At 39.1% G+C, this 16,020-nt stretch carries 14 protein-coding genes; 6 read left to right on the plus strand and 8 right to left on the minus strand.

Annotation, left to right across the window (positions count from 1 at the left end):
* Positions 1 to 32 precede the first annotated feature (32 nt).
* Positions 33 to 1,943: a threonine--tRNA ligase gene (thrS, locus tag H5159_RS03675; RefSeq protein ID WP_024595638.1), complete on the minus strand. Its 1,911-nt coding sequence runs from the start codon at positions 1,941 to 1,943 to the stop codon at positions 33 to 35.
* Positions 1,944 to 2,297: 354 nt separating this feature from the next.
* Here thrS and H5159_RS03680 point away from each other — a divergent pair, with 354 nt between their 5' ends.
* Complete coding sequence (locus H5159_RS03680) at positions 2,298 to 2,744, plus strand: DUF3010 family protein (protein WP_024595637.1); 447 nt, start codon at positions 2,298 to 2,300, stop codon at positions 2,742 to 2,744.
* Positions 2,745 to 2,929: 185 nt separating this feature from the next.
* On the plus strand, positions 2,930 to 4,663 hold the full coding sequence (locus H5159_RS03685; RefSeq protein WP_182779740.1) for an AMP-binding protein: 1,734 nt from the start codon (positions 2,930 to 2,932) through the stop codon (positions 4,661 to 4,663).
* A gap of 142 nt (positions 4,664 to 4,805) precedes the next feature.
* Here the strand turns inward: H5159_RS03685 and hflX are convergent, their stop codons facing one another.
* The 6 genes from hflX to H5159_RS03715 form a co-directional block, all read right to left on the minus strand.
* Positions 4,806 to 6,155 (minus strand): GTPase HflX, encoded by a 1,350-nt coding sequence (gene hflX / locus H5159_RS03690; RefSeq protein WP_024595635.1) that lies wholly within the window; start codon positions 6,153 to 6,155, stop codon positions 4,806 to 4,808.
* 327 nt (positions 6,156 to 6,482) lie between these two features.
* Positions 6,483 to 6,953, minus strand: coding sequence for a DUF1456 family protein (locus H5159_RS03695; protein ID WP_182694991.1), 471 nt, complete (start codon positions 6,951 to 6,953; stop codon positions 6,483 to 6,485).
* Positions 6,954 to 7,070: 117 nt separating this feature from the next.
* Positions 7,071 to 8,315, minus strand: a complete 1,245-nt coding sequence (locus tag H5159_RS03700) for a lipoprotein-releasing ABC transporter permease subunit (protein ID WP_182692978.1) — start codon at positions 8,313 to 8,315, stop codon at positions 7,071 to 7,073.
* Positions 8,305 to 9,003, minus strand: a complete 699-nt coding sequence (lolD, locus tag H5159_RS03705; RefSeq protein ID WP_007375330.1) for a lipoprotein-releasing ABC transporter ATP-binding protein LolD — start codon at positions 9,001 to 9,003, stop codon at positions 8,305 to 8,307. The genes H5159_RS03700 and lolD overlap by 11 nt, the downstream gene beginning before the upstream one ends.
* Positions 8,996 to 10,213, minus strand: a complete 1,218-nt coding sequence (locus H5159_RS03710) for a lipoprotein-releasing ABC transporter permease subunit (protein WP_024595632.1) — start codon at positions 10,211 to 10,213, stop codon at positions 8,996 to 8,998. Before H5159_RS03710 ends, lolD begins: the two co-directional genes overlap by 8 nt.
* A gap of 147 nt (positions 10,214 to 10,360) precedes the next feature.
* Positions 10,361 to 11,233, minus strand: coding sequence for a LysR family transcriptional regulator (locus tag H5159_RS03715; protein WP_182694990.1), 873 nt, complete (start codon positions 11,231 to 11,233; stop codon positions 10,361 to 10,363).
* A 134-nt stretch (positions 11,234 to 11,367) separates the two neighbouring features.
* Between H5159_RS03715 and H5159_RS03720 the strand changes: the two genes are divergently transcribed.
* The gene (locus H5159_RS03720; RefSeq protein WP_002960732.1) at positions 11,368 to 12,489 is read left to right on the plus strand and encodes an S-(hydroxymethyl)glutathione dehydrogenase/class III alcohol dehydrogenase; all 1,122 of its coding nucleotides are present in this window, start codon (positions 11,368 to 11,370) and stop codon (positions 12,487 to 12,489) included.
* A gap of 72 nt (positions 12,490 to 12,561) precedes the next feature.
* A complete protein-coding gene (gene fghA / locus H5159_RS03725) occupies positions 12,562 to 13,404 on the plus strand; it encodes an S-formylglutathione hydrolase (RefSeq protein WP_182779741.1) in 843 nt (280 codons plus the stop codon).
* On the opposite strand, the gene H5159_RS03730 is transcribed toward fghA, so the two are convergent.
* Positions 13,358 to 13,732, minus strand: a complete 375-nt coding sequence (locus tag H5159_RS03730; RefSeq protein WP_182779742.1) for a hypothetical protein — start codon at positions 13,730 to 13,732, stop codon at positions 13,358 to 13,360. The two genes, fghA and H5159_RS03730, sit on opposite strands and share 47 nt — an antisense overlap.
* A 513-nt stretch (positions 13,733 to 14,245) precedes the next feature.
* Here H5159_RS03730 and H5159_RS03735 point away from each other — a divergent pair.
* Positions 14,246 to 14,662, plus strand: a complete 417-nt coding sequence (locus H5159_RS03735) for an MgtC/SapB family protein (protein WP_002960738.1) — start codon at positions 14,246 to 14,248, stop codon at positions 14,660 to 14,662.
* A 148-nt stretch (positions 14,663 to 14,810) separates the two neighbouring features.
* The gene (locus tag H5159_RS03740; protein WP_182736477.1) at positions 14,811 to 15,995 is read left to right on the plus strand and encodes a DUF1624 domain-containing protein; all 1,185 of its coding nucleotides are present in this window, start codon (positions 14,811 to 14,813) and stop codon (positions 15,993 to 15,995) included.
* The last annotated feature ends 25 nt before the right edge of the window (positions 15,996 to 16,020 follow it).

Genomic DNA, 16,020 nt, shown 5'->3' on the forward strand with positions numbered 1-16,020 from the left:
GGCTGTTTGTTAATGCCTTACACGCTCGATTTTTACTGTCGATTTTTAATTTCTTCACTAATTTTAGCTACAAAATCATCAACATTAAATTTGCCAAGGTCTTCACCTGTGCGAGTACGCACTGCTACTTCTTGCTGTTCAACTTCTTTATCGCCAACAACAAGTAAATATGGAATACGCTTCAGTGTATGCTCACGGATTTTAAAGCCAATCTTCTCATTTCTCAAGTCAGCAGCGGCTCTAATTCCAAGTTTATTTAATTTTTGTACAACTTCTTTAACATAAGGAGCCTGTTTATCGGTAATATTCATAATTACCACTTGCTTTGGTGCAAGCCACGTCGGGAATAAACCAGCGTACTCTTCAGTTAAAATGCCAATAAAGCGTTCAATAGAACCTAAAATAGCACGATGTATCATTACAGGTGTACGACGCTCGTTATTTTCTGCTACATAAGTAGCACCTAAACGACCCGGTAATGCAAAGTCTAATTGCACTGTACCACACTGCCACGCTCTGTCTAAACAATCGTACAAAGTAAATTCAATCTTAGGACCGTAAAACGCGCCTTCGCCCGGAAGATAATCAAATTCAATATCGTTTAGCTTAAGTGCATCAGCTAAAGCAAGCTCTGCTTTATCCCACATATGGTCTTCACCAATGCGTTGTTCTGGGCGAGTAGATAGCTTAACTACAATCTTCTCAAATCCGAATGTTTCATATGTATCATAAACCATCTTAATACACGCTGACACTTCGTCCATTATCTGCTCTTCAGTACAGAAAATGTGAGCGTCATCTTGTGTAAAGCCACGTACACGCATTAAACCGTGTAGTGCACCTGATGGTTCATTACGGTGACAACAACCAAATTCAGCCATACGAAGTGGTAAATCACGGTACGATTTTAAACCTTGGTTAAAGATTTGCACGTGACCAGGGCAGTTCATTGGTTTAATTGCGTATTCACGTTTTTCAGACTCAGTGGTAAACATTGCTTCTGAATATTTTTCCCAGTGACCTGATTTTTCCCAAAGTGAACGGTCCATCATCATTGGACCTTTTACTTCTTCGTACTCATATTCGCGTAATTTTTCACGTACAAATTCTTCAAGCTCGCGGTAAATGCTCCAACCATCGTTGTGCCAAAATACCATGCCTGGCGCTTCTTCTTGCCAATGCCATAAATCAAGCGCTTTACCAATACGACGGTGATCGCGTTTTTCAGCTTCTTCAAGGCGCTTTAAATACGCTTTAAGTTGCTTTTTATCGCCCCACGCGGTGCCGTAAATGCGTTGTAGCATTTTGTTTTCTGAATCACCACGCCAATATGCACCCGCCACTTTCATTATTTTAAAGTTTTGGCAAAATTTCATGTTAGGAACGTGAGGTCCACGACACATGTCTACATATTCTTCGTGATGATATAACCCAGGACGGTCATCTTTAGCGATGTTTTCGTCCAAAATTTCTATTTTGTATGTTTCGCCACGCGCTTCAAATGTATCGCGTGCTTCTTGCCAGCTTACTGTTTTTTTCACTACGTCGTAGTTGGTTTTTGCAAGTTGCAGCATACGCTTTTCAATTGCTTCAAGATCATCTTGTGATAGTGAGTGTTCCATATCGATATCGTAGTAAAAACCGTTATCAATGGTAGGACCAATTGCCATTTTTGCGTCTGGGAAAAGTTGCTTAACTGCATGACCGATTAAGTGAGCACAAGAGTGACGAATGATTTCAAGGCCGTCATCGTCTTTAGCGGTAATGATCTCAAGACGAGAGTCATCACTAATTAAATCACATGCATCAACACGGTCGCCATTTACACGGCCCGCAATGGTCGCTTTAGCTAAACCAGGACCAATGTCGTTTGCAACATCAAGCGTGCTTACAGGGTTTTCAAAACTACGTTGACTTCCGTCTGGAAGAGTAATAACTGGCATTATAAATCCTTGCTACAGTGGTGACACCTACAATGTATCACGTGTATTTTTAATAAATTAAATGAGAATGACTCGACAACGCTTTTACGAATAAGCATTGACTAATATATGTAGATGAGGAGTCTATTCAACTACAAAGATATATTGTCGCGTGCCGCGCATTTAATTACAAGTTTAAAGGGGTGAAATCGACCCGTTTTATCCACAAAATGTAGCTTTTAAAGCAAAAAAATCATTTTATTAAAATATAAAAGCATCAATGCATTAATTACGCGCCTACAGCTATACCCACACTCGCATTTTAATGTGCGTTGCGTATAATACTGCGTAATTAAGTTATTTTAGAGAATAGACATGAGAACATGTGGTGTAGAAATTACCGGTAGTGATGTACTACTTTGTATTTTAAGTAAAGATAATGACGTATTTGATATTCGCGATGTGCGCCAAACACGCTTTACCTTAGGTAACGGTAACGACACTGAAGTAATGCGTAAATTTCAATTCGATTTTGCAAAACTAATGCAAGATTACCAAATTGATTCTGTTGCAATTCGTGAGCGTCAGCCTAAAGGTAAATTTGCTGGCAGTGCAAAAGGCTTTAAAATGGAAACTGCAATTCAATTAATCAACAACTTAGATGTACGTTTATTTACTACAACTGAAGTTAAAGAGCAGTTAAAACGCAACCCCATCCCTATTGATTTTGAAGAAACAGGCCTTAAAAAGTACCAAGAAAATGCTTTTGTAAACGCTTACGTTTATATCATGAAAAAAACATACCGCAGCGACGAAATGTAAACTCATTACTCGTTTAAAAACGCGTACTTACATTGTAAAACGCGTTTTTTTGTGTCTAAAAAGTAGTATTAGCTTTTATTAATCTAATAATACATTAGTCTAACTGCACTTCTCTTTGTCGACAATATGTGTTTATTTTAACTTTGTAGTTTACATAACTCACACACATTTTCATGGAGAGAGCAATGCACACACACACTACCCCGGTAAAAGAAGTAGAGCAAACAAATCACTTGCCATTATCCCAAAGCTACTTTAAAGGTATACAAAGCACACCTTTAACAAATTCAACTATAGGCGAGTACTTTGACTTTATTGTCGACAAAAGGCCAGAGGCGTTAGCTGTTGTACTTCATCACCAAGGTATTAGATTAACGTATAAAGAATTTCAAAAAGAAGTTAATCAGCTTGCGAAGGGGTTACTTGCCCTTGGCGTAAAACCAGGTGAGCGCGTTGGTATTTGGTCTCCTAATAATATTGAGTGGTGCTTAACCCAATTTGCAACGGCAAAAATTGGCGCAATAATGGTGTGCATCAACCCGGCATATCGTCCTAACGAATTACAATATGCTTTAAATAGTGTTGAATGCTCAACTCTAATCACAGCATCAAATTTTAAAGGCAGTGATTACTTAGAAATGCTTAATGGTTTAGCGCCAGAACTTGCAACTTGCGATAAGTACACACTTAATTTAAAAGCACTACCCACTCTTAAAAATATAATCCGCATTGGCGATGAAGCATCTCCTGGTATGCACTCTTTTAATGATGTTATTAACTTGCCAACAGCAGCTCATGAGCTTGAATTAAAAGCAATAGGTGAAAACTTAAATGCTGATCAAGACATCAATATACAATTTACATCAGGTACAACAGGCAACCCAAAAGGCGCAACGCTCACTCATAAAAATATTTTAAATAATGCGCTATTCGTCGCCGAATCTATGCACTTTACGAGCGATGACAAGTTATGTATCCCTATCCCGTTATATCATTGCTTTGCAATGGTATTGGGTAGCTTATTGTGTGTTAGTAAAGGTGCAGCAGCCATTTACCCTAGTGATTCGTTCGATGCAAAAACCACGCTTGATGTAGTTCAACAAGAAGGATGTACAGCGCTGCACGGTGTACCTACTATGTTTATTAGTGAGCTTGAGCTGAGTAACTTTAACGATTATGACCTAAGTACTTTACGCACGGGTGTAATGGCAGGCTCTACATGCCCAGAGCAAGTAATGCGCAAAGTACAAACACAAATGAACATGCATCAAATACTGATTGCTTACGGGCAAACGGAGTGCAGCCCCATAAACAACATTACCGAAACAGACTCTTCAATAGAGCGGCAAGTAACAACGGTTGGCCGCGCACTTGCCCATACCGAGGTTAAAATAATTGACGAGCTGGGTAACATTCAAAAAATTGGTCAACCTGGCGAAGTGTGTAGTAAAGGTGCAGGCATAATGCGCTGCTATTGGAATGACGAAGCTAAAACAAAAGCCACAATAGATGACGAAGGTTGGCTGCACTCTGGCGATTTAGGTGTCATGGATACAGAAGGGTTTGTTACGATTGTTGGGCGTATAAAAGATATGATTATTCGCGGCGGCGAAAACATTTACCCTCGAGAAATAGAAGAAGTACTTTACACCTACCCTGGCATTCAAGATGCTGCCATATTTGGTATAACCGATGAAAAGTATGGCGAAGAAGTGTGCGCTTGGATCCAACCAAAAGAAGATGCTGTACTTGATGAGCAAGCAATTCGTGAGTTTTTAAAAGACAAACTAGCCTACTTTAAAATGCCACGACATATCCGTTTCGTAGAAAACTACCCAATGACAGTAACAGGTAAACTGCAAAAATTTAAAATGCGCGAGCAAATGCAAGAAGAGCTAAGCGACAACGCTTTTTCCTAGTTTCGTCTTTAAGTAACTGAGGCTCTGGGTAGGGAATTTATCTCAGAGCTATGTTCAGAGCTAGCAGCGTTAAATTTACGTATGTTAGGACTAATACTAAAAAGCACAGCCAATTGGCTGTGCTTTTTATGTACTGAATTTATTATAAATTCAACATTCTCTTTTTTAAACGTTCTAAATCAATCGCACTCGAACGCACTGTTAATTTAATATGGCTGTATTCATATTCTTCTTTAACAACACTCATACTCGATCGAATTTCGCCCACAATACCTTTAGCTGTGTACGGTATAACAATCTCTTCTTCAATCATGTCCTCTTGAGCAATGCCAATAATGTATTTGTGCAGTTTACTAATATCATCTGGATTACGTGTAGAAGTCATCATCGCATCAGGAAACTCATCCATTAGCGACTGCTGTTGATCAGTACTTAATTGGTCTGACTTATTCAGTACTAATAATTTTTTGCTACCTTCTACCCCAACTTCTGCCAGTACTTTATGTACTACTTCAAGTTGTGAGCGAAAAGAAGGATCTGAAGCATCTACAACATATAACAGTAACGACGCATCATGTGCCTCAGCGAGCGTTGAATGAAATGAAGCAACCAAATCATGAGGTAATTTTTTAATAAAACCAACCGTATCTGAAACCAATATACGAGGCTGGGTAATCGGATACAGCGCGCGAACAGTGGTATCTAGCGTTGCAAAAAGTTTGTTTTCGCCTTCTACATCACTACCTGTAATTGCGCGCATCATTGATGACTTGCCCGCATTGGTATAACCAATTAAAGCCACTGAGAATAGCTCAGAGCGCTGCGTACGTCTGTCCATCATTACATCTTGAACACTAACAAGTTCGCGCTTTAATTCTGCTAACTGATCGCGCACCTTACGGCGATTTAGCTCAAGTGTGGTTTCACCCGCACCTTTACCCATTTGGCGTTCTTTATCACCTGTTGATGTTTCACGAAGCCGTGGCGCGACATAATTAAGGCGAGCAATTTCAACTTGTAATTTTGCTGTTTTAGTACGCGCATGACGGCTAAATATTTCAATGATAATACCAGTGCGATCAAATACTTCTACACCTAATTGGTTCTCAACATTACGCAGTTGAGAAGGCGTTAGATCGCAGTCAAATACCACTACATCGGCACATGCAAACTCTAAATCGTTTGATGGAATTTCTGAGGATATTTCGGTTAAAGGGTCTTCATCAAGTAAATCATCTTCTTGCTCGTTTTCAACCATCCCTTTATTGCCGGTAAGGTGTGCTATTTCAGCTAGTTTTCCTGAGCCCAGTACATTAACTTTTTGGGTAGAACTTTGCTTTTGCGATTGTGTACCTACTACTTTAAAGCCTAATGTAGTTACCAAACGAGCAAGCTCTGCAAGCGATTCTGTTGCTTCGTCGCCTTTAAATTGTGGTGTACTAATAGAAATAAGTAACGCATTAGGAAGTGATGGTTTTGCAGTTAGTTGCATAATTTTTTATATGTTAATGCACCTAAAGTGCAAACCTAATTTTCATTCGAAAGTAACTTGATCCTACGCTGTTATGACCGAGCTTTACAGCGTTATAGCTTACGAATGCAATTATTATCTTTATTTTGCCAAAATTAGCGTTAATCTGTGAACTATTTGTGCGGGGGCAATATAATTTTTACACGCAAGTAAACCAATAAGTAACTTGGTGTTGTTATAAATGTATTTAATTATTAAGTGTTGGGGTTTACCATTGATAATAGGCTTTATGTAGCATTGCACATACACAAGCCCATTAACTAAAAGCTAATTAGCTAAAACCAGTTACTAAGCAGACTCTTCTGGACGATGCTGCTTTTGTACGCCGGTTAAAAACAAACGTAATATTTGATCGTTACAAACACGGTAATGTTTGTTATCTACTTTACGAGAAAATGCGCTTAACTCATGCTTACTTAAATCAAAATCAACAAGTGCAAGTGTTGCTATAACATCTTCTGCTTTCATATTTAAAGCAATACGTAGCTTCATAAAGATAATATTGTTGTTTAGCTTTTTCTCTGGCTCTGGTTGCTCACCTTCGCGTTTGCCACGTTGGGTATTAATAAACCCATTTAAAAAGCTTGCAAACTCAGTATCACTTATTGGGGTAAAAGCCTCTTCACCTTCTTTAGTTAACCATGCAATTACTTGCTCTTTGGTGACCGTATGCTCTGCTGATGCAAAAACATTGACCATAGCAGTATCAGTTAAGTTAAAAGTGTAGCGAATGCGGCGTAAAATATCGTTATTAGTCAAAGTAAATCCCAAAGTGAGGTATAGCAACCAAGCAGTTATTGCTTAATTTTATATAAGCACCTAGTTTAACAGGTTTACTAATACCACCCTATTAATTTTTATCTGAGCTTCTTATACCTAGTTACCAAGCACCTTGGCAGGATCTACGCGCGTTGCTTGCCATGCAGGATAAATAGTGGCAAGTATCGCAAGCACAAACGTAACAATCACTGTAATACCAATGTCTTCAAGTACTAATTTACTTGGTAAAAACTCTATAAAATAAACGCCCTCAAGCGGATTGGCTCCAAATAATTGGCTTATCCACGTAAAAAGCTCACTTATATTAAGCGCTAATACCACGCCAATTAGTGTCCCTAGTGCCACGCCTACAAATGCTTGCATTAAGCCTTGCATTACAAAGGTGGCTAAAATAGTACTGTCTTTCGCGCCCATGGTTTTTAAAATTGCGATATTGCCTTGTTTTTCGCGTACTTCCATCACCAAGGACGATACAATATTAAAACTGGCTACCGCTATAATTAAAAACACCACAATATAAACAATGGTACGCACCATTTGAATATCTTGATAAAGGCTGCCTTGGGTTCTAAACCAACTAGAAATATACACGTAGTCGTCAATAGTTTGGCCCACTCTTAGCGCTATTTGATGCGCCGAAAACACATCATCAACACTTAAACGCAGCCCTGTTACTTGGGTTTCATCGTAACCCAATGTTTGCTGTGCTTTGTTAAGATGTATAAATGCAGCGGTACTATCAATCGGTCCGCCCATTTCTATAACACCTGCAAGGTTAAGTGTTACGCGTTTAGGCGCTAATAATGATTGACCTTTTTGACTAATTTGCGGAATAAGTAATGTAATGTTATCGCCTACTTTGGCGTCTAACTGTTTTACTATTTGTTTACCTAAAATTACATCGTCAAGGCCTAGCTGGCTGACTAATTTACCACTGGTAAACTGATTTACCGCCGATACATTACTCTCTAGCGATGGCTCTACACCTCGAATTTCTATCGCTTTTAGCTGGCTTTTATATTGCGCCATCCCATTCACTGCAATAAATGGCGCAGCCCCTGTTACATGCGGTTGTGTTTGTAAATCCTCAATTTTTTGCGACCAATTCGCGATGGGTCTACTTGGTGCTACATATTCAACCTGTGGCACAACACTTAGTAATCTATGTACTAGTTGCTGCTCAAAACCATTAATTACCGACAGCGCCACAATTAAAACCGCGACACCTAATAAAATACCAATAGTGGACGCTTTAGCGATAAAACTAACAAAGCCGTTTTTTTCATCTTTGTGGCCTGAATAGGCTCTAAAACGTTTACTTAAAAATGCACTAAGCAACATGCTGCGACTCTTTAATAGCTAGTTTTCCATCGTCTAAATAAGCTATTTTGCCCAGCTTATCGGCAAGTTCTAAATCGTGTGTAACTACCACAAAACTGGTGTTTAAGCTTTGGTTAAGCTCATTAATTAAATCGTAAATTTTAATCGCATTTTGTTTATCTAAATTACCGGTTGGTTCATCAGCAAGCACAAGCGCAGGTTTTGTAACCAGTGCACGGGCAATAGCCACGCGTTGGCGCTCTCCACCAGAAAGCGCAGACGGTTTATGCGAGCTGCGATGTGCAAGGCCTACTTTTTCGAGCATATCGAGCGCTTGAGCTTTGGCTTCTTTTGCACTCAAGCCTTTAATTAATAATGGCATAGCCACGTTTTCGACTGCGCTAAACTCCATTAATAAGTGATGAAATTGATAGATAAAGCCCAAGTTTTGGTTTCTAAATGCGGCTTGCTCTGTTCGCGAAAGTTTTGCAACTTCTTGGTTTTTAATTTTAGCGCTACCTGAGCTTGCGGTATCTAATGTGCCAAGTATGTGTAAAAGCGTACTTTTACCAGAGCCAGAACTCCCTACAATAGCGAGCATTTCACCTTGCTGCAGCGCTAAATCAACACCTTTTAATACTTCAACTTGGTTGCTGCCATCTTGATAAACTTTACTTAAATTTTCACAACTAATTACTAAATCATTCATAACGTAATACCTCTGCTGGTTTTACTTTTGCGGCTTTACGCGCAGGATATAAGGTAGCTAAAAAGCTCATAGCAATACTGGCAAACGCTATTATTACTAAACTCAAAATATCAAATTTTACCGGAAGCTCTATACCTGCCAATAAGTTTAAGCCCACTAATGCAAGTAGCTCATTTATATATAAACTAAATATTACACCTAAAAATGCGCCTATTGCTGTACCAATTACGCCGTTATATAAGCCTTGCACCATAAACACTTTTTGCACTTGCGAAGGCGTTAAACCTAACGTTTGTAGTATGGCCACTTCACCTTGTTTTTCGCTTACCATCATGGTTAATGCCGATACAATATTAAATACAGCCACCAATACAATGAGGGCAAGCAACATAGACATAATGCGCTTTTCCATAGCAACGGCTGCAAATAGAGTACCTTGGGTACTGCGCCAATCACTATAATTATGATCTTGTAAAATACGCTGGCTTGCTTCAATAAACTCATCTAGTTCGAAAGGTTCGTGCAATGAAACACTTAAATTTGGGGCAGTGTTTTTATCCAGCTTTAATACCCGTTGTAGTGAAGCGCCACTTGTAAACGCAAGTGCCATATCTATCTCAGATCCGGTTTCGTATATTGCGGCCACTTTAAATAAACGCTGGCTGGGTACTCGCCCAAGAGGTGTATATGTTGAAGCATTAGGCATAATAACGCGAAGCTTATCACCCACGCTAACGCCTAATTTACGACTCAAATAACGGCTTATAGCAATGTTGTAATTTTTGTTTAATACAGTTTTCCAATCGCCTTGCACTATTTTATCGGTAATTTTATACAAAGACCCGCTGTCGTTATAAAGGCCTTGTAGTAAAACGCCGTGCAAGTCTTTATTCGTTTGCAAAATAGCTTCGCCGTGGCGATATAAGCTTACATGATCAACATAAGGAGATTGTTCGAGGTCGGTTTTAAGGGTGCCCATTTGGGTGGCAGTGTGTTTACCTGCGCTAACTTCAACATGCGGAATAAGTCCAAGCATATTGGTTTTTAGGCTATTTTCAAACCCGTTCATTACACTGCTTACCGTAAATAATGCCATTAAACCAATAGCGATACCGGCAATAGAAAAAAACGAAATAAACGATATAAACGCATTTCCTTTAGAGGAGCGACTATATCTAAGCCCTATAAATAAGCTAACCGGTTGAAACATATTATTTTTAACACTTATCGTAAAAGTATTGAGCAATAGTAGCACGAAAAAAGTGCCTTTGGGTATGGCGTAAAATGTAAGAAATAATTTAAAAATCTGATACTTGGCTATATTTACAGCAATACATGCTTAACCATTAATTCGCGATTAAGCTTTCAGCCCTTTAACTAAATAATCGAGCAATACCCGTACATTAGTCGCCACAAACTGCCTTGGTGGATATACGCCCCATACCCCTTCTTGCTGTGGTTGATAGGGTGTTAAAATAGGCACCAATTGCCCTGAGTTAATTTCGTTTTCAATGTAGTAGTCTGGGAGTTGTACAATACCGAGCCCCTTTTTTGCGCCATCCACCAGCGCCCAACCACTATTACACTGTAGCCGCCCTGCTATTTTAATGTGTTTATCGCGCCCATTTTCGTTTACGCGCCAGTAGCTACTATTCCCAATTAAACATTCATGGCTGTTTAGCTCGCCTAAAGTATGCGGCTCACCAAATCGCGTTAAATACTGCGGTGCAGCGCACATAATAAAACGCCGCGCACTTAACCTACGCGCTTTTAAGCTCGAATCTTTTAAATGCCCTAACCTTATGGCTAAATCAAATCCGCCCTCTAATAAGTTTTCTTGCTCGTTACTTAGTGTGGCAACAACTTCTACCTCGGGATGCTCCTTCATAAAATTATGCACTATGGGCATAATAAAGCTCTCTCCGTACATAACTGGTGCTGTGAGCTTTATTTTACCTTTAGGCGTACTTTGTTGCTGAGCAAGGCCTTGAGTTGCCTCGTCCATAGCGTGTTGTAAGTGCTTTATTTGATGTAAGTACACTTCACCTTCTTTAGTTAAAACCACTTTACGAGTAGTACGAGTTAAAAGCTGGGTATTTAAACGTTGCTCAAGCGCCGTAACATGGCGGCTAATATGCGCAACCGAAAGCCCAAGCATTTTTGCAGCCGCAGTAAAGCTGCCCTCTTCACCAACCGCTATAAACTCATCAATTCCATCCCAACGTGCCATTATTACCATACTGTAAAAGTGTTTTAATAAAATTGAGATTATCATTATTTGAGAAACAAATACAATAAGCCCATCACCCAAGCAAATTGGGTCTACAATTATTTTTTAATAGCCAGTTAAAGGAAATAAAACACATGTCTGAATTTATTAAATCAAAAGCTGCCATTGCTTGGGGTCCTAATCAACCACTTAGTGTTGAAGAAGTTGATGTGATGATGCCTAAAAAAGGCGAAGTTATGGTAAAAATTACCGCTACAGGTGTGTGTCATACTGATGCATTTACATTATCAGGACAAGATCCTGAAGGCATATTTCCTGCTATTTTAGGTCACGAAGGCGCTGGTGTTGTCTATGCAGTTGGCGAAGGCGTAACGAGTGTTGAAGTGGGGGATCATGTTATTCCTTTATACACTGCAGAATGTGGCGTATGTAAAATGTGTACTTCAGGTAAAACTAACCTGTGTTCAGCCGTGCGCGAAACACAAGGTAAAGGCCTAATGCCAGACGGCACTACACGCTTTTTTAAAGATGGCCAACCAATTTATCACTACATGGGTACATCAACGTTCTCTGAGTACACTGTATTGCCAGAAATCTCACTTGCTAAAGTAAATAAAGAAGCATCACTAGAAGAGATTTGCTTACTAGGCTGTGGTGTAACAACGGGCATGGGCGCAGTTACCAACACAGCTAAAGTAAAGCCTGGCGACACTGTTGCTATATTTGGCTTAGGCGGTATTGGTTTGTCTGCGATTATTGGCGCAAAAATGGCTGGTGCAGGTCGTATTATCGGTGTTGATATAAACACCACTAAATTCGATTTAGCTACAAAACTAGGTGCTACTGATTTAATTAACCCAAAAGATTTCGACAAGCCAATTCAAGAAGTTATTGTTGAAATGACAGATGGCGGCGTTGACTACTCGTTTGAATGTATCGGTAATGTTGACGTAATGCGCTCAGCGCTTGAGTGTTGCCACAAAGGTTGGGGTGAGTCGGTCATTATTGGTGTGGCAGGTGCAGGCCAAGAAATATCAACCCGTCCGTTTCAGCTGGTAACTGGGCGTGTATGGCGTGGTAGTGCATTTGGTGGCGTTAAAGGCCGTTCACAACTCCCTGAAATTGTTGAGCGTTACATGGCAGGTGAATTTGCTCTTAGCGACTTTATTACTCACACAATGAGCCTTGAAGATATTAACGAAGCGTTTGATTTAATGCACGAAGGCAAAAGTATTCGTACAGTCATTCATTACTAATAAACTGCATTCGTAAAATAGCTTATTAATAAGCCGTAATACTTTTAAGTTTACGGCTTTTAAGGATTAAGTATGTTAGAAAATATCTCAAGTGTAAAAGTGTCTGGCGGTTGGCATAAGCAATATACTCACAGCTCGCAAAGTACACATTGCACTATGCGCTTTGCCGTATTTTTACCACCTGGCGCAAGTGAAGCAAATAAAGTACCGGTACTTTATTGGTTATCGGGATTAACCTGTACCGACGAAAATTTTATGCAAAAAGCCGGTGCATTTAAAAAAGCAGCAGAGCTGGGTATTGCTATTGTAGCGCCTGACACTAGCCCGCGTGGCGAAAACGTACCCAATGAAGACAGCTACGACTTTGCACAAGGCGCAGGCTTTTACGTAAATGCCACGCAAGCTCCTTACAACACCCATTTTAATATGTACGATTATGTTGTTAGGGAATTACCAGCATTGATAGAACAACATTTTCCGGTAACAAGTACAAAAGCAATTAGTGGTCACTCTATGGGCGGGCACGGTGCATTAATGGTCGCACTTAAAAACCCGACTGCTTTTGTAAGTGCCTCGGCTTTTAGCCCTATTGTAAATCCGATTGAATGCCCTTGGGGTGTAAAAGCATTTACTGGTTATTTAGGAAATGATAAAGCGCTTTGGAAGCAATACGACAGCTGCGAGCTGATGAAAAACGCAGAGCAAGCTCATTACTTACCCATGTTAGTGAGTCAAGGTGATGCCGATGGTTTTTTACAAGAGCAACTTAAGCCAGAAAACTTAGTCGCTATTGCTGATAAAAAAAGCTACCCGCTTACACTTGAAATGCAAGCAGGCTACGATCATAGCTACTTTTTTATAAGCAGCTTTATTGACCAACACTTATTATTTCATCATCAGTTTTTAACTGCTTAGCCTCATTAGTGTGTAGAGATGACTTTTCTACCTCTACACACTCTTTTAGACTTTTAGTGACCTGCCTACATACTTGCGTAGTAGTGCTTTCCCCTTTAACTAGGCTAACAAGAGCCGAATCTATCTTTAATCCCATATCAGTAAAGTTAAATCCGTTTTTATCTGTAGGTACTGGCTCTAGTGGGTTTTTATAAGGTGTTGACTGCGCCGGGCTAATACTATTTTTATCATTACGCGCCTGAGATTGTGCTTGCCCATCAATAATAGCGCCCGCAACTGAACAGCCAGAAAGGCAATAAAAAAACAAAAGTACAATAATTGTTTTCATCATTCATCCTTAACAAAATATTACCTAAATTGTATACGTTTTTTATTGTAACTCTGTAAAAAAATGTAAGTATTACTACCTAAAATCATTTATAAACTTTCTTGTAACACCCACCAGCTGCAATATAAAAAATGGCGACCCTAAATAACCTAAAATTTTATTAATGGTAGGTTGTAAGTGTTCTGTGAGAAGTTCAGGAAATAAAAAAGCAAAAACAGATAACCCAGCGCAAAATAGTAACGCTGTTTTTTCAAGTTTAGTGGGTGTGATTAATGTTTTATTTAAAGGCAAAAGGTTCACATAGGTGTCTTTTAGGTATGATAAAAGAATACGGGGCTTTAAAACTCAGATCAAATTAACTATCGCGTAAAATAGTAATAAAAACATGTAAAAGTTTCCTCAATAATTTTTATTAAACTCAGCTTCCTACAATAAACCATTGATTATTAGTTATTTATGCAATGGCCCACTGTTTGCTTATTATTAACAAAATTAACCCGCATAGGCTCAATAATGGAAATTGATTTACAGTGGAATGAAATCATCGATAACTTAATACATTTAGGTATTGCCTACCTACTTGCGCTACCTATGGCTTACGACAGAGAGCGTAGCCATGATGGTGCAGGCCTTCGTACCTTTCCTCTTGTTGCTGTTGCATCGTGTGGGTATGCATTAATAGCGATGTCGGTTTTAGATGGCGCAGAAGCTCAATCTAAAATGTTGCAAGGCATCATTACTGGCATTGGTTTTATTGGCGGTGGCGCAATTTTGAAAAATAACAAATCAACCTCCGGTACAGCAACCGCAGCCAGTATTTGGAATATGGGCTTAATTGGTATAGCTGTGGCCTATAGCCGTTACGAAATAGCCATTTTGCTTGCCATTATTAATTTTATAACGCTAAGGTATGTAAAAAAGTTTAAGTGATAATTGGCTGTATTATTACAAGTAATGCGAGCAAATATTGGTCGTATTACTTGTAATAATCACTGGTAAAATATAAATACACGATTTCAATTTGATACAATATAACATATAATAAATACAGTTTTAAATCACTCTATATAGCTCTCTTATGCCGCTACCTTCAACCGATAACCGCTTACATCATATTGATATATTACGGGGCATTATAATTATATTTATGGTTATTGACCATGGTATGTATTATTGCCTTAATTACTCAGTTACCGATCCGATGACTATTCCAGGGACTGATCCCGTTACCTTTTTTACGCGTTTTGTTTCTCACTTTTGCGCACCACTCTTCGTATTCTTAGCAGGTCTATCTGCGGCAATAACAGAGCATAAATATGTATCCACTAAAGCATTTTCACAGAGCTTGATTATTCGTGGTTTAGTGCTAATTTTGTTTGAATTTACTATTGTTTCGTGGTCTTGGAGCTTTAACCCATTATACCCAATGCTATACGCACAAGTTATTTGGGCTATCGGCTGGGGCTTTGTTATTTTAGGACTGCTGCGTTTCCTGGGCATTTATGCCATTTTTGTAGCAGGCTTATTACTCGTGTTTGGGCATAATTTATTTGATGGAACAAGCTTTGAGCCTAATACATTTGCACATACTGCTTGGTCTATTGCACATCAAAAAAATGTACTTGATCTCCCTTTTGATTTTCAAATTAGAACAACCTACCCAGTTGCCCCTATTGTTGGCTTAATGGCATTGGCATATTGCGCTGGTGTTTATTACAAAGCGCAACAATACAGTAAAAAAGTGATGAATCACGCATTGTTATTAGGGGTTACTTGCCTTGCGCTTTATGGCATTTTACGTGGGTTTAACTTATACGGTGACATGTCACAGTTTGCTATACATACAAGCTCATTACTCACTGTTATGTCGTTTCTAAACCCAACAAAGTATCCGCTTTCGCTTCAGTTCATGTTACTTACAGTTGGCCTTGGGCTTATTTCTTTAAAGGCATTAAGTGGTTTAAAAACCGATTTTTCGCATAACTTTTTACAAGTCCTGGGTAAAACAAGTATGTTTTCATACCTTGTGCATTTGTATTTATTACATGCTATCGCTTGGTTACTTATACCTATTCTTGGCTTTAATTTTAGCGATATGACCTACGCAGATACTCTCGTAGGTTTGCCTGAAGGTTATGGCATGAGTTACACAGCAACACTTTTATTTATAGCCGTTGTAATAGGGCTAACAACCCTACTCGCTAAGCGATACATTGTTTGGAAACGAAGCCACAAACATAGCTTAATTGCTAAATATATATAAGTAAAAACACAAACCCCGCATAATA

The organism is Pseudoalteromonas sp. SG43-1 (assembly GCF_014164415.1).
Taxonomy (GTDB): domain Bacteria; phylum Pseudomonadota; class Gammaproteobacteria; order Enterobacterales; family Alteromonadaceae; genus Pseudoalteromonas; species Pseudoalteromonas distincta.

Bases quoted from the DNA above. Each gene is read 5' to 3' on its own strand.
- H5159_RS03700 (WP_182692978.1), bottom strand. From the start codon at position 8,315: ATGTTGCTTAGTGCATTTTTAAGTAAACGTTTTAGAGCCTATTCAGGC.
- H5159_RS03730 (WP_182779742.1), bottom strand. From the start codon at position 13,732: ATGAAAACAATTATTGTACTTTTGTTTTTTTATTGCCTTTCTGGCTGT.
- H5159_RS03710 (WP_024595632.1), bottom strand. From the start codon at position 10,213: ATGTTTCAACCGGTTAGCTTATTTATAGGGCTTAGATATAGTCGCTCC.
- H5159_RS03715 (WP_182694990.1), bottom strand. From the start codon at position 11,233: ATGGCACGTTGGGATGGAATTGATGAGTTTATAGCGGTTGGTGAAGAG.
- H5159_RS03740 (WP_182736477.1), top strand. From the start codon at position 14,811: ATGCCGCTACCTTCAACCGATAACCGCTTACATCATATTGATATATTA.
- hflX (WP_024595635.1), bottom strand. From the start codon at position 6,155: ATGCAACTAACTGCAAAACCATCACTTCCTAATGCGTTACTTATTTCT.
- lolD (WP_007375330.1), bottom strand. From the start codon at position 9,003: ATGAATGATTTAGTAATTAGTTGTGAAAATTTAAGTAAAGTTTATCAA.
- H5159_RS03735 (WP_002960738.1), top strand. From the start codon at position 14,246: ATGGAAATTGATTTACAGTGGAATGAAATCATCGATAACTTAATACAT.
- fghA (WP_182779741.1), top strand. From the start codon at position 12,562: ATGTTAGAAAATATCTCAAGTGTAAAAGTGTCTGGCGGTTGGCATAAG.
- H5159_RS03685 (WP_182779740.1), top strand. From the start codon at position 2,930: ATGCACACACACACTACCCCGGTAAAAGAAGTAGAGCAAACAAATCAC.
- thrS (WP_024595638.1), bottom strand. From the start codon at position 1,943: ATGCCAGTTATTACTCTTCCAGACGGAAGTCAACGTAGTTTTGAAAAC.
- H5159_RS03680 (WP_024595637.1), top strand. From the start codon at position 2,298: ATGAGAACATGTGGTGTAGAAATTACCGGTAGTGATGTACTACTTTGT.
- H5159_RS03720 (WP_002960732.1), top strand. From the start codon at position 11,368: ATGTCTGAATTTATTAAATCAAAAGCTGCCATTGCTTGGGGTCCTAAT.